The 13,547-nt window shown below is 72.7% G+C and carries 10 protein-coding genes; 5 read left to right on the top strand and 5 right to left on the bottom strand.

Going from position 1 to position 13,547, the window contains the following annotated elements; all coding sequences use genetic code 11:
- Positions 1-30 precede the first annotated feature (30 nt).
- Positions 31-210 (top strand): hypothetical protein, encoded by a 180-nt coding sequence (locus OWC43_RS07530; protein WP_393956228.1) that lies wholly within the window; start codon positions 31-33, stop codon positions 208-210.
- Between the two features lie 165 nt (positions 211-375).
- Here the strand turns inward: OWC43_RS07530 and OWC43_RS07525 are convergent, their stop codons facing one another.
- The 3 genes from OWC43_RS07525 to OWC43_RS07515 form a co-directional block, all read right to left on the bottom strand.
- A complete protein-coding gene (locus OWC43_RS07525; RefSeq protein WP_137829510.1) occupies positions 376-1,434 on the bottom strand; it encodes a cysteine synthase A in 1,059 nt (352 codons plus the stop codon).
- A 68-nt stretch (positions 1,435-1,502) separates the two neighbouring features.
- On the bottom strand, positions 1,503-1,700 hold the full coding sequence (locus OWC43_RS07520) for a hypothetical protein (protein ID WP_137829509.1): 198 nt from the start codon (positions 1,698-1,700) through the stop codon (positions 1,503-1,505).
- A gap of 489 nt (positions 1,701-2,189) precedes the next feature.
- Positions 2,190-3,650, bottom strand: a complete 1,461-nt coding sequence (locus OWC43_RS07515; RefSeq protein ID WP_393956227.1) for a peptidoglycan-binding protein — start codon at positions 3,648-3,650, stop codon at positions 2,190-2,192.
- 183 nt (positions 3,651-3,833) lie between these two features.
- Here OWC43_RS07515 and OWC43_RS07510 point away from each other — a divergent pair, with 183 nt between their 5' ends.
- From OWC43_RS07510 to sugE, 3 genes are all read left to right on the top strand, one after another.
- On the top strand, positions 3,834-9,152 hold the full coding sequence (locus OWC43_RS07510) for an alpha-2-macroglobulin (protein WP_393956226.1): 5,319 nt from the start codon (positions 3,834-3,836) through the stop codon (positions 9,150-9,152).
- A 270-nt stretch (positions 9,153-9,422) separates the two neighbouring features.
- Positions 9,423-11,465 (top strand): penicillin-binding protein 1C, encoded by a 2,043-nt coding sequence (pbpC, locus tag OWC43_RS07505; protein WP_393956225.1) that lies wholly within the window; start codon positions 9,423-9,425, stop codon positions 11,463-11,465.
- A gap of 108 nt (positions 11,466-11,573) precedes the next feature.
- Entirely contained in the window at positions 11,574-11,894 is a 321-nt protein-coding gene (sugE, locus tag OWC43_RS07500) for a quaternary ammonium compound efflux SMR transporter SugE (RefSeq protein WP_393956224.1), read from the top strand.
- A 57-nt stretch (positions 11,895-11,951) separates the two neighbouring features.
- Here sugE and OWC43_RS07495 read toward each other — a convergent pair whose 3' ends face one another.
- A complete protein-coding gene (locus OWC43_RS07495; RefSeq protein WP_393956223.1) occupies positions 11,952-12,179 on the bottom strand; it encodes a hypothetical protein in 228 nt (75 codons plus the stop codon).
- On the opposite strand from OWC43_RS07495, the gene OWC43_RS07490 reads away from it, so the two are divergent.
- Positions 12,171-12,770, top strand: a complete 600-nt coding sequence (locus OWC43_RS07490; protein ID WP_393956222.1) for a histidine phosphatase family protein — start codon at positions 12,171-12,173, stop codon at positions 12,768-12,770. The two genes, OWC43_RS07495 and OWC43_RS07490, sit on opposite strands and share 9 nt — an antisense overlap.
- Here the strand turns inward: OWC43_RS07490 and OWC43_RS07485 are convergent.
- Entirely contained in the window at positions 12,761-13,489 is a 729-nt protein-coding gene (locus OWC43_RS07485) for a hypothetical protein (protein WP_393956221.1), read from the bottom strand. The two genes, OWC43_RS07490 and OWC43_RS07485, sit on opposite strands and share 10 nt — an antisense overlap.
- Positions 13,490-13,547: the final 58 nt, after the last annotated feature.

Raw genomic sequence — 13,547 nt, 5'->3', positions numbered from 1 at the left:
GCTCCGAGGGGCCAGAATGGGAGACGATCCGTGACGAAGACGGTCACCGAGACGAAGCCCAAGGCGGAGGCCGCCGCGCCGCCGCTGAGCCAGGGCGTGCGCCGCCATCTCGGCAAGAATCTGCGCAGCCTCTACGCCGGCTGCCTCACCGAACCGGTCGGCGAGCACATCGAGGCGCTGATCGCGCGCCTCGGAAAGACGCGGGGATAGCGCCTCGGCCCCTTCACACGACGTCCGCGCGATCGCCGCGTGCTCCGCCTCACCCCGTCATTGCGCGGCGAACAGGCCGTGGTTCCGGGGGATGCGGAGCACGGGATGGCTTCGGTCCCCGCCTCGCATGGGCGGGGAGGCCAGACGAACCGGGCCGAAGGCCCTTCAGGCTCGCCAGTCCGGCAGGTCGCCCGCGGGCGCGCCGAGCCAGTCCGGGACGGGCAGGCCGCGCTCCGTGAGAAAGGCGGGGTTGAACAGCTTCGAGGCGTAGCGCGCCGCCCCATCGCACAGGATCGTCACGATGGTGTGGCCCGGCCCCAGGGCACGGGCCAGCCGGATCGCGCCCGCCACGTTGATGCCCGAGGAGCCGCCGAGCGACAGGCCCTCCTCCCGCATGAGCCGGAAAACGATCTCGAGCGCTTCCGTGTCGGGAATCCGGAAGGAGAGGTCCGGGGCGAACCCTTCGAGGTTCTTCGTCACCCGGCCCTGGCCGATGCCCTCGGTGATCGAGGATCCTTCGGCCTTGAGTGTCCCGGTGCTGTAGAGGCTGTGCAGCGCCGACCCCTCCGGATCCGAGAGCGCGATCGTCACGCCGGGCTTGGCGGCCCGCAACGCCTCCGCCACGCCCGCCAGCGTGCCGCCGGTTCCGGCGGCGCAGACGAAGCCGTCGACGGCCCCGCCGGTCTGCGCGACGATCTCGGGGCCCGTCCCCTCGATATGGGCCCGGCGGTTCGCGACGTTGTCGAACTGGTCGGCGAAGAAGGCGCCGGCCTCTTCCGTCTCGGCCAGGCGCTCGGCGAGGCGACGGGCGGCGTGGACGTAGTTGTTGGGATTGGCGAAGGGGACGGCGGGCACCTCCACGAGGCGGGCACCGGCGAGCCGCAGCGTCTCCTTCTTCTCCGCGGACTGGGTCTCGGGGATGACGATGACGGTGCGGTAGCCGCGCACCGCCGCCACCAGGGCGAGCCCGATCCCGGTATTGCCCGCCGTGCCCTCGACGATGGTGCCGCCGGGCCGGATCAGGCCGCGCTTCTCCGCGTCGCGCACGATCGAGAGGGCGGCCCGGTCCTTCACCGAGAGACCCGGATTGAGGAATTCGGCCTTGCCGAGAATGGTGCAGCCGGTCTCCTCCGAGGCACGGCGCAGCCGGATCAGCGGCGTATTGCCCACCGCGGCCAGAACGTCCTGCGCGGATGTCTGCGGGACGTCGCGGGGTGCGGTCATGCGTGTCGGCCTCCGGCACCGGCCCCGGAATGGGCGCCGGTCGTCGGCGAGGCTTAATCGCCGGGTTTTCAGGAATCCAGGTAGCCGGCCTCCTGGAGCGCCTCGGCGATCGCAAGAAAGAAGGGATCATCCGACGAGAGCCCGTCGGACGAAGGGTTTCTCCTCTCGGGCTCGGCCTTTGCCGATGCCTCGGAAACGGGTGCGGACGTCGCGCCGAAACCGAACAGGCCGGCGGCGGTCAGGAGGGAGTCGCTCAGAAGGGCCATGCCATAAGTGTCCCGAAACAGGACGCCGGCGGAATCACATCGGTTAAAACAACCTTAACAACTTTCCGAGAGCCGGCCGGTGCGAGCCGGTTCAGCGTCCATTCAAGCGCAGAGGGCGATCGGGAGCGAGTGTGTTCTCGATGCACCGCTTTCGGGCACGTGAGGCCCCGCCGCCGCCGCAATCGGACGTGAGGGAACACATCCTCAAGCTTCTCCGGCTATCCCCGGACAGGCGTGCCTTCCCGACTTCCCGGTCCTCCCTCGAAAGAACGAAACGTTCCATGACGGTCGTCGTCCTCATCGCCTGCAACCTGTTGCTGGCCGGCCTGTTTTCCCTCGTTGCCGTCGTCGTCGACTGACCGGAGAGCTGCGGCCCTTTCCCCGATACTGCACGAAGCGCTCCCCCTTCCGTTCCCGGGGACGGTGGCGCCATCGCTCGACCGAGGCGATGACCCTGCCTCTCCGGCTTTCGGGATCGTCGTGCGGGGCTCACGGCCCGCATTGGAGATCGACCACCGCGGCGAGAACCGGCGCGACGGCCGCACCGGGCGTCGCCGTGGCAACGGGCGCCGCAGAGGGTGGCAGGGCAGATCCGATTCCGCTCCGCTTCAGGAAGGCGGCCACGGCGGTGGCCGGCACCGTCGGGTAGCGCGTGGGCGGCATCACCCCGGCGATCAGGCGCGGCGCCACCGGCGCCCGCGCGACGAGGCCGACGAGTCGGCCCGCCCGATCGAGAACCGGCGCGCCGCCCGCCCCCGGCTGGAGCGGCGCGTACAAGCCGCCGGGTCCGGCGATGCCGGGGGCGACGCTCCGGCCCCCGCCCGCTCCCGCCGCGAGGACCAGCAGCGCCTCGTCCGCACCGACGGCATCCGCTCGAAGAACCGGACCTGCGCCGCCACCGAGGCCCTCGACCCGCAGCAGCACCAGGGAATTGGCCGCGTCGCGGGCTTCGCTCCGGCCCGGCAACCCGCCGATCCGGGGGGCCGGGCAGTCGTCGAGAGCGGAGGCCGTCGTCAGGACGTGCCCGCCGCCGAGATTCAACCCCGTCGCGGAGGCGCGCGCTTCGGCCGGCGGCGCGGCCGGCGTGACGGCGGGGCCGGACCCCGGTCGGGGCGCGGGGTCGGGCCTTACCGAAGCGGCCGCCGGAGGCGTCGGCGCGGGCGGCTCCGCTGCGGGAAACGGCGCGAAGCTGTTGGCCACCGCGATCACCAGGGGTTCGACCTCGCCGGCAAGGGCCCGGTCGTAGCCCAGGGCGAAGCCGCGAATGCCGGCTTCGCCCTGGGCATAACGGACATAGGAGCGCCCCGTCGCGGTCTCGGCGGTCACGACGATGAAGTCGGGTTTCTTCAGCTTGTAGGTGACCTTACGCTCCGGCGCCGCGGCGGTGGCGCGCTCGAACAGCGCGTCGAGATCGGTCGTGCCGGGCGGAAAGGACCGGGTGTCGAGGGTCACGCGGCCATCGGCGCTCTGCCAGCGGGTGCCGCCGGGCAGGGGGCTGCGCTTCGACAGCAGGCGCTCCGGCACGCCGATCGCGGCTCCGCTCGCCGCGTCCGCCTGAATCCGGAACCGCGCCGCCTTGCGCGCCGCATCGGCCGCCGCGGCGAGGGCCGCCCGCTCCGGCGCGGCGAGTTGGCCGGTGGGCGGGCCCCCGGTGCGCCGCTGATAGGTGGCGATGCCGTCGAAGGTCCGTCGCCCGAAGCCACCCGTGGTCACGCCGTTATAGTCGCCGGTCCAGACCAGCGCGTCCTGCACCGCGCGCCGCTCGGGCTCGGGCAGAGCCTCGAAGGCCGACCGCGCCGCCTCGAAGGTGGGATCGGGCACGGGCGCGGCAGGCTTGGGGGTGGGCACCGCGGGCTTGGCGGCGGGTGCCGGAGGGACCGCCTGCGCCGAAGCGTCGAAGGCGAGCCCGAGGGCGGCCAGCGCCGCAAGGCCCGTTCGAATCGCTGCCATCCGCTGTCGCATCGCCGTCGTCCGTCCCGACGCGCGGGCGCGTCGCCGGGAGAATGATGCCCGTCTCGGGCGCGCCCCGACAAGCTGTGACGAGCGTTGCGGCGCCCGTTCCAAGTGATAGCGTGCCACCGACGGCGCACGGGATCGCGCGAGACCGCACGGCGCCGGTCGGGGAGGCGATGCATGTCCCAGGGCAACCGGATCCGGCGCCTCGCCGTGCTGTCGGCGGCGCTCATGACGGCGTCCCTGGCGGCGATCCCGCCCGCCGCCGCCCAGGCACCCCGCCCCGCACCGCCGCAGAAATCCGCCACGGCCCCGGTCCAGAAAGGCTTCCTGCGCGAGGCGCTCGCCAGCGCGGGCGTGCGCCTGGAGGCGACGCTGAAGGCCGAGGCGCCCCCCGGCGCCAAGACGGCCGCCCAGTGGCGCCGCGAGGCGGAGGCCGCGGGCAAGAGCGACGAGGCCGAACCCGATGCCGAGATGAATGCCTATGCCGCGGCCATCGCGGCCGACCCAAGCGATATCCGGAATTGGCTCGACTATGCCCGCACCGCTGCCGCGGCCGGCGCCGACGAGGAGCGCGGCGATTATTCGGCCCGGCTCAAGCTCAGGAACCGCGCGGCGGCCGCCGCCTACCAGGGCTACCTCAAGGCGAAGACGCCCGCCGACGAGGCCCGCGCGCTCGCCCGCCTCGGCGAGGTCCAGGCGGCGCAGAACGAGTGGCGCCCGGCGATGGAGGCCTACCGGGCGAGCCTCGCGCTCAAGGACGATGCGCCGACGCGGGGCACCTACGAAAAACTGCGCGAGGAGCACGGCTTCCGCATCCTCGACTACAAGGTCGATTCCGACGCCGCCGCGCCGCGAGTCTGCTTCACCTTCTCGGAGTCGCTCCTTCCCAAAACCGATTACGCCCCCTTCGTCGCCGTCTCGGGCGCGAGCAACGCGGCGGTGACGGCGGAGGGCCAGCAGCTCTGTGTCGACGGACTGAAGCATTCCGAGCGCTACGCCTTCGTTCTGCGCCAGGGCCTGCCCTCCACCGTAGGCGAGAACCTCCTGAAGGCCGCGGATTACGAGGTCTATGTCCGCGACCGCTCCCCCCAGGTCCGCTTCACCGGCCGCAACTACGTCCTGCCGCGCACCGGTCAGGCCGGCGTGCCGCTGGTCTCGGTCAACGCACCCACACTCGACGTGGAGGTGCTGCGCATCGGCGACCGTGGCCTGCTGCCGACCCTTCGCTCGGAAGAGTTCCTGAGCCAGCTCAGCGGCGCGACCGCCAAGGGGATCGCCGACCAGAAGGGCCAGCGGGTCTGGAAGGGGACGCTCGACACGGCGAAGGCTGAGACCAACCGCGAGGCAGTCACCGCCTTCCCCGTGCTCCAGGCGGTCGGCACGCTCGAGCCCGGCCTCTACCTGATGCTCGCCAAGCCGACCGGCACCACCGATGCGTCGTCGGACGAGGAGGGCGGGTACGAGACCCAGGCAACGCAATGGTTCGTCGTCTCCGATCTCGGGCTGACCGCCTTCAAGGGACGCGACGGCGTGCACGTGCTGGTCCGCTCGCTCGCCAGCGCCAAGGCGGTGTCGGGGGCCGAGATCCGCTTGGTCGCCCGCAACAACGATGTGCTCGCCACCGCCAAGACCGACGGCCAGGGCCACGCCGCCTTCCCCGGCGGGCTGGCCCGCGGCGAGGGCGGGCTGGAGCCGGGCCTCGTCGTGGCGCAGATCGGCGACGATTACGGCTTCCTCGACCTGGCGCAGGGCGCCTTCGACCTGTCCGATCGCGGCGTGAAGGGCCGTCCGGCGCCGGGCGGCGCAGAGGCCTACCTCTTCCCCGAGCGCGGCGTCTATCGATCCGGCGAGACCGTGCAACTCACCGCGCTCCTGCGCGATCCGCAGGGCGCGGCGGTGGCGGGGCTGCCCCTCACCCTCGTGGTGAAGCGGCCGGACGGCGTCGAATATCGCCGCGCGTCGGTCGCCGACGCGGGGCTCGGCGGGCGGGCCCTCTCGCTGCCGCTGATGGCCGGCGCCATGCACGGCACGTGGCGGGTCTCCGCCTACACCGATCCGAAGGCGCCCCCGGTCGGCGAGGCGAGCTGGCTCGTCGAGGATTACGTCCCCGAGCGGCTGAATGTCAGCCTCACCCCGCGGACGCCGACGCTGACGCGCGGCGAGCCTGCCACCATCGACGTGGCGGCCCGCTACCTCTACGGCGCTCCGGGCGCGGGACTCGACGTCTCGGCCACGGTCGCGGTGCAACCCGCGACCGCGTCCGGCATCAAGGGCCTGGACGGCTATTCCATCGGCCTCGACGACGAGGCGGTGGAGGCCACCACCGCGGAGGCCGAGGCCAAGGCCACCACCGACGCGCGGGGGCAGGCGAGCCTCACCGTGCCGGTGCAGGAGCTGGCGGCGCCCCGGCCGCTGGAAGCCAAGATCACTCTCTCCGTCGGCGAGCCGGGCGGGCGGGCCTTGAGCCGCAGCGTAACCCTGCCGATCCTGCCCTCGAACCCCGTTCTGGCGATCCGCAAGGGATTCGGCAGCGAGCTCTCGGACGGCGCGACCGCGACCTTCGATCTCGTGATGGCCGCCCCCGATGGGCGGCGCCTTCCCCAGGACGGCGTGGTCTGGACGCTGTCGAAGCTCGAGCGAACCTATCAATGGTACCGCGAGGACGGGCGCTGGAGCTTCGAGCCGGTGAAGTCGAGCCGCCGCGTCGCCGACGGGCGCGCGGCGATCTCGGCCGATGCCCCCGCCCGCATCGCCGCGCCGGTCGGCCTCGGGCAGTACCGCCTGGAGGCCACCGTGCCGGGCCAGCCGCAGGCGGCGGCGAGCGTGACGTTCTCGGTCGGTTGGGGCGGCTCCGAGAGCGCCGACGTGCCCGATCTTCTGGACCTGACCCTCGACAAGGCCGCCTACGCGTCCGGTGAACGCCTCCGGGCCCGGCTCGCGCCGAAATTCGCGGGCACGGCGACGCTCGCCGTGGTGAGCGATCGCGTCCACGAGATTCGCGACGTCACCGTCGCCGAGGGCGGCACCACGGTCGATATCCCCGTCAAGGCGGAATGGGGCTCCGGCGCCTACCTCGTCGCCACCGCCTATCGGCCGCTGGATCAGGCGGCCAAGCGCATGCCGGGCCGGGCGCTCGGCCTCGCATGGTTCTCGATCGACCGGGAGAAGCGCGGCCTTTCCGTCTCGCTGGAAGCACCGGACAAGGTGCGGCCCCGCGGCACGCTGACCGTGCCGGTCAAGATCGCCGGGCTTCAGGCCGGCGAGGAGGCGCGGGTGACGCTGGCGGCGGTCGATGTCGGCATCCTCAACCTCACCCGCTACGAGGCGCCGAACCCGTTCCAGTACTTCTTCGGCCAGAAGGCGCTCGGGCCGGAGTTGCGCGATCTCTACGGCTACCTGATCGACGGCATGCAGGGCACGCTCGGGGCGATCCGCTCCGGCGGCGACGGTGGGTCGGCCGAACTCGCCGATACGCCGCCGACGCAGGCGCCGTTGGCGCTCTATTCCGGTGTCGTCACGGTCGGCGCCGATGGGACGGCACGCATTCCGCTGGACCTGCCGGCCTTCAACGGCACCGCCCGGTTGATGGCGACCGCCTGGACCAAGACGCGGGTGGGTCAGGCGCAGGCCGACGTGATCGTGCGCGATCCCGTCGTGCTCACCGGCACGCTGCCGCGCTTCCTCAATGTCGGCGACCGCTCGCGCTTCTTCGTGGCGCTCGACAACGTCGAGGGCGGGGCCGGCGACTACACGGTCGATCTCGACCTGTCGGGTCCCGTCGTGGTGGCGGGCGAGGCCCTGCACTCGACGCTCCGGCTGGAGGCGGGCGCCAAGGGGCAGATCGTGATCCCGATCACCGCCGCGGGGCCCGGCCTCACCCGGCTCGACCTGACGCTGACCGGCCCGGGCATCCAGGGCAGTGCCGGCCAATCCTTCGCCCTGGCCATCGGCCCCGGCACCGGCGCGCTGGTACGCCGTTCGGTGCACCCGCTGGAGCCGGGCGCGAACCTCGACATCACGGCGGACCTGCTCGCCGACATCCTGCCCGGCACCGGCGCGGTCTCGGTGGCGGCTAACCGCCTCGCCGGGATCGACGTGGCGGCGCTGCTGCAATCCCTCGACCGCTACCCCTATGGCTGCTCCGAGCAGACGGTGAGCCGGGCATTGCCTCTCCTCTACGTCAACGGCCTCGCGGCAAGCGAAAAGCTCGGCCTCGACGGTGCGGTGGACGAGCGGGTGCGTGGAGCCATCGAGCGGGTGCTGGCACGCCAGGATTCGAGCGGGGCCTTCGGCCTGTGGTCGACGGAGAACGCGGGCGACACGTGGCTCGATGCCTACGTGACCGACTTCCTCACCCGCGCCCGCGAGCGCGGTTTCGCGGTGCCGCAGACCGCGTTCAACAGCGCCCTCGACCGTCTGCGCAACACGGTGGCCAACACCACGAATGTCGAGAATGGCGGGATGGATCTGGCCTACGCGGCCTACGTGCTCGCCCGCAACGGCCGGCCGGTGATGGGCGATCTGCGCTACCTCGCCGACACCAAGATCGCGGATTTCGCCACGCCGCTCGGGCGCGGGCAGCTCGCCGCCGCCCTCGCCCTGCTCGGGGACAGGGGCCGGGCGCAAAAGGCCTTCAACGCGGCGGTGAAGGCGCTGCAGGCGGGCCGCGACAACGGCGATTACCGCGCCGATTACGGCTCCCGCCTGCGCGATGGCGCGGCCCTGCTGGCGCTGTCCGCCGAGACCGGCTTTGCCCGCGAGACGCTCCAGCCCGTGGCCGCGGTGATCGGTCAGGAGCGCGGCGACGCCCGCGCGAACAGCACGCAGGAGAACGCCTGGATGGTCCTGGCCGCGCAAGGCCTCGCCAAGGAATCGGACGCGCTCGGGCTGACGATCGACGGCAAGGCCGAGACCGGCCCGTTCTCGCGGCTCTACCGGGCGCCGGCCCTGGAGGCGCGGCCGGTGCGGATCGCCAATGCCGGCCGCGAGCCGGTGCCGGTGACGCTCAGCGTCTCCGGCAATCCGATCACGCCGGAGCCCGCCGCCGCCCACGGCTACACGGTCGAGCGCGCCTTCTATCGTCTCGACGGCAGCCCGGTGGAGACCGGCAAGCCGCTCCGCCAGAACGATCGCCTCGTCGTCGTGCTGAAGGTGACCGAGGCGAAGGCGAGCGCCGCGCGCCTGCTCCTCGTCGATCGCCTGCCCGCGGGCCTGGAGATCGACAACCCGAAGCTTCTGGACGCGGACGCGCTCTCGGGATTGAGCTTCGCCAAGAGCGACGTGCTGCCGGTCCATACCGAGTTCCGCGACGACCGCTTCGTGGCGGCCTACGACCGCACGCCGGAGCAATCGGCCTTCTTCTCGGCGGCCTACACGGTGCGGGTCGTCTCGCCGGGCACCTACGTGCATCCGGGGGCGAGCGTCGAGGACATGTACCGCCCCGAGCGGTTCGGGCGCTCCGCGTTCGGATCGGTCGAGGTGGTGTCGGCGAAGTAGGCCATGAGGCGCGATGCCCCATCGAACCCTCCCCCCTCCGGACCTCGGGCTTGCCCGAGTTCGGTAAGCAGCTGCCCAAGTCGGGCAAGCCCGACTTGGGTGGGTGAGGGTGCCTGCGGAGTAGGCGGGAGAGGGGAGCGACGCTTCCGGAGTTTTCGCGTCGGACGCAGCCAAGCGGAAACGTTGCTCCCCTCTCCCGACCTCCTTCGGAGGCCACCCTCCCCCGCAGAGGGGGGAGGGAGACGCGTCGGGACGCTCGTCGCCCTTCTCGTGCTCGCCGCTCTGGCCCTCCCCGCCCTCACCCTCTGGCGCACCGCCGCCGCCCTCCCGCCCCTCGACCTGACCGCAGCCTCCCTCCGCTCCACCGTCATCCTCGACCGGAAGGGGCAGTTGCTGCGCCCCTTCGCCACCACCGACGGGCGCTGGCGCCTGCCCGTCACCGCAGGCGAGGTCGATCCGCGCTTCCTCGCCATGCTCAAGGCCTACGAGGATCACCGCTTCGACACCCATCCGGGGATCGACCCGGCGGCCACCCTCCGCGCCGCATGGCAGTTGCTCACCGCGCAGAGAATCGTGTCGGGCGGCTCGACGCTCTCCATGCAGGTCGCCCGCCTCGTCGAGCCGCGGGCGGAGCGCTCGCTTCGCGCCAAGCTCCGGCAGATGATCCGCGCGGTCGAGCTGGAGCGCCGCCTCGGCAAGGCGGGCGTGCTCGACCTCTACTTGGCCCTCGCCCCCTATGGCGGCCCGGTGGAAGGCCTGCGCGCGGCGAGCCTCGCCTATTTCGGCCGCGAGCCGGCCCGGTTGTCCTTCGCCGAAAGCGCCCTGCTGGTCGCCCTGCCGCAGGCGCCCGAGGCCCGCCGGCCCGACCGCTTCGCCGCGACGGCGAGGCGCGCCCGCGACCGGGTGCTCGACATCGCCGCCGCGCGCGGCCTGCTCACGCCGCAGGAAGCCCACGCCGCCAAGGCCGAGCCGGTGCCCACCGCGCGAAAGCGGTTTCCGATGCTCGCGGCCCACGCCGCCGAGCAGGCGGTCGCCGCCGATCCCGATGCGCGGGTGCAGCGCCTGACGCTCGATGCCCGTCTCCAGGCAAGCCTGGAGTCGTTGGCGGCCGAGCGCGCGACTGCTCTGGGTCCGGCCCTGTCGGCGGCGATCCTCGTCGTCGACAATCGCAGCGGCCATGTCCTCGCCCATGTCGGCAGCGCCGGCTATCTCGACGGCACCCGCGCCGGTGCGGTCGATGCCACGGCCGCGGTGCGCTCGCCGGGTTCGGCGCTCAAGCCCTTCATCTACGCGCTCGCTTTCGAGAACGGCCTCGCCCATCCCGAAACCCTGCTCGACGACCGCCCGGCGCGCTTCGCCGCGAGCTACGCCCCCGAGAATTTCGACCTGGGCTATCGCGGGACCGTGACGGCCCGCGTCGCGCTCCAGCAATCGCTCAATCTCCCCGCGGTCGATCTGCTGGAGACCGTCGGTGCGGCCCGCTTCGTCGCGCGGCTGCGGGGAGCGGGCGCCTCGATCCTGCTGCCGCGCGACACCGCGCCCGGCCTGCCGGTGGCGCTGGGCGGGCTCGGCATCACGCTCACCGATCTCGCCCGGCTCTATGCCGGGCTGGCACGGGGCGGCAGCGTGCCGAGCCTACGGCACCGCCTCGACGGGCCGCCGAGCCCCGCCGCGCCCGAACGCACGGTCGCCGATCCGGTCTCCGCTTGGTACGTGGCCGACATCCTGCGCGGCGCCCCGCCTCCGGAGAATGCCCCTGCGGGGCGGCTCGCCTTCAAGACCGGCACCTCCTACGGCTACCGCGACGCCTGGGCCTTGGGGTTCGACGCCCGCGTCACCGTCGCGGTCTGGGTCGGGCGGCCGGACGGCGCCTCGGTGCCGGGCCTCGTCGGGCGCAGCGCCGCCGCGCCGATGCTGTTCGACGCGTTCAGCCGGTTCGGCGGGGAACCCGAGCCGCTGCCGCGCCCGCGCGAGGCTCTGGTGGCCGCGACCATCGCCCTGCCTCCACCGCTGCGCCACATCCGCCGCGATGCGCCCAAGACCCTCGCGGCGACGCTCGGCGTGCCGCTGAAGATCGCCTATCCGCCCGACGGCGCGCGGGTCGATCTCGGCCTCGGCGCAGGGGAAAAAGCCCGCCTCGCCCTCAAGGCGCTCGGCGGCCTGCCGCCGCTGACCTGGATGGTGGACGGCCTCCCGGTCGCCGAGAGCCTGCGCCGGCAATCGGACTGGAGCCCGGCGGGCGCGGGCTTCGCGCGCATCTCGGTGATGGATGCGGCCGGGGCCAGCGACAGCGTGGTGGTGCGGCTGGAATAGCCGGGTCGCGTGCCTTAGCTACGCCCGCGAGGCCACGTCCTCCCCGCTTGCGAGTCAAGTTCGGGTCCAAGACCGGGACGGCCCGGCGACACGCGCCGGGAGGCCGCCTTGGCCTGGATCATCCTCATCGCCGCCGGCCTGTTCGAGGTCGTCTGGGCCTTCTCGATGAAGCAATCCGACGGCTTCTCGCGGCTCTGGCCCTCGCTCGTCACCGTCGGGGCGATGGCGGTGAGTCTCGCCGGGCTCGCCTGGGCGATGCGGACGCTTCCGCTCGGCACCGCCTACATGGTCTGGACCGGGGTCGGCGCAATCGGCGCCTTCGTGGTCGGCATCGCGGTGCTCGGAGAGGAGCTGAGCGCGATGCGGGTTCTGGCCGCCGCGCTGATCGTCGGCGGCCTCGTGCTGATGAAGCTGTCGAGCACGGCCTGAGCCGTGTCACTCCCCGGCGAGCCCGTCCGCCCGCAACCGGTCGAGGCGGTGGCGGTACTACGGCTCGCAGGCCATGCCGGGCTCGATCCGACCATATTGCGCGCTGCCTGCCAACGCCCCCCGGCCGGAGAACAGGGCCGCCCGGATGCCGAACAGCTCACCCTGGATCGCCGAACGGCCGCTCAGCAGGGTGCAGGGCAGGCCGTGACTCAGAACGGGGCGAGACCCGCCGCCGCAATGGCTGGCCCGCGGGGGCCCGCCGCCTACATCCGCCCCATGACTCAATCCGTCACTCGCATCATCTGCATCCGCCACGGCGAATCGACCTTCAACGCCCATCACGAGGCGACGGGGCGCGATCCCGGCCATATCGACGCCCGCCTCTCGGAGCGCGGCCACGCCCAGGTCGCCGCCGCCCGCGCGCGGCTGCGCGACGTGCCGTTCGAGCTCGTCGTCACCTCGCCGCTGACCCGCGCGCTCCAGACCACGGCGGGCCTCTTCGCGGACCACCCGGCGACCCCCAAGGTGCTGGTCGAGGTGTTGCACCGCGAATGCCAGGAGAGCAGTTGCGACATCGGTCGCGCAGCCTCGGTCCTCGCGCAAGAATTCCCGGATTTTCAGGTCGATCACCTGCCCGAGACGTGGTGGTACGCCGAAGGCGCGGCCGGGCCCGAAGGGTGGCATGTCGAGCCCCGCACTCTGTTCGACCAGCGCGTCCTGGGCTTCCGGGAATGGCTGCGGGCACGGCCGGAGCGGACCATCGCGGTCGTCGGCCATTGCACCTTCTTCTACCACCTGACCGGGCGCTGGCTCGCCAACTGCGAGTCGATGGAGATCGACCTGGCCGAGCCGCCGCGCCCGCGCGCCTACGCCTGAGCGCGGGCCGCGTCGAGACGGTCCCGTGCCGAGGTCGGATCGATCGCCGGAGCCTGCCGGCCGATGCCGAGGGCCCCGTCGAGGATGCCCATGGCGCTGGCCCAGATGCCGTCGGCGAAGGGCGCTGCGCCCTCCGCCACTTCCGCCGCACAGCGCGGATCGGTGAAGGCCCGGATCGCCGCCGTCGCGGTGCGGGCGACCGCCGATGCGTGGGCTCCGACGATCCAGGCCCGGCGCCCCGCGGCGGCGTGGGACAGCGCTCCGCCCTGCGCTTCGGCGGTCTTCGCCATTCCAAGCGCCGCCTCCGCATCGGCCGCGATCTCGCAGCGGGCGGCGAGCGCGGGCAAACCGGCCCGGTCGAGCAGCGGCGGCAGGATGCGACGCACGCTCTCCAGCGCGAGGAAGCGGGTGCGGGCCGCCTCGATCTCGGGGCGATCGGCCGAACCCGAGAGGCGCAGCACGAACACCATCAGCCCCTGCCGCTCGGCTTCGGGCATCGCGTCGTTGAGGCCGAGGGCGTAGGCCGCGAGGGGGCGGGAGAAGCAGGGCGGGCAATCCTCCGTGCCCCGGATCGTCCGGTAGGGCAGGCCCGCCGCGACGATCGCCGCCTCGTTGATGCAGGTGCCCCCGTCCGGCCCCGGAAAGGCGTGCGAGCCTTTCAGGAGCCGCCAGTTCAGGATGGGTGCGAAAGCATCGAGGGCATCGCCGGGTGTGGTCACGCGGGGGCTCTCCTCCGGATCGGGCGGTCAGCCTGCCACGCCGGGGCCGTCCTTGGCG

It is taken from the genome of Methylorubrum sp. POS3, from assembly GCF_043352485.1.
In the GTDB taxonomy this organism is placed as follows: Bacteria; Pseudomonadota; Alphaproteobacteria; order Rhizobiales; family Beijerinckiaceae; genus Methylobacterium; species Methylobacterium suomiense.
Note: the sequence above shows the minus strand (reverse complement) of the source record. Positions and strands in the feature narration are given on the sequence as shown.

What these genes read in the sequence shown, in the direction of transcription:
- OWC43_RS07525 (WP_137829510.1), bottom strand. Translation starts at nt 1,434, where the DNA reads ATGACCGCACCCCGCGACGTCCCGCAGACATCCGCGCAGGACGTTCTG.
- OWC43_RS07510 (WP_393956226.1), top strand. Translation starts at nt 3,834, where the DNA reads ATGTCCCAGGGCAACCGGATCCGGCGCCTCGCCGTGCTGTCGGCGGCG.
- OWC43_RS07520 (WP_137829509.1), bottom strand. Translation starts at nt 1,700, where the DNA reads ATGGCCCTTCTGAGCGACTCCCTCCTGACCGCCGCCGGCCTGTTCGGT.
- OWC43_RS07515 (WP_393956227.1), bottom strand. Translation starts at nt 3,650, where the DNA reads ATGGCAGCGATTCGAACGGGCCTTGCGGCGCTGGCCGCCCTCGGGCTC.
- OWC43_RS07490 (WP_393956222.1), top strand. Translation starts at nt 12,171, where the DNA reads ATGACTCAATCCGTCACTCGCATCATCTGCATCCGCCACGGCGAATCG.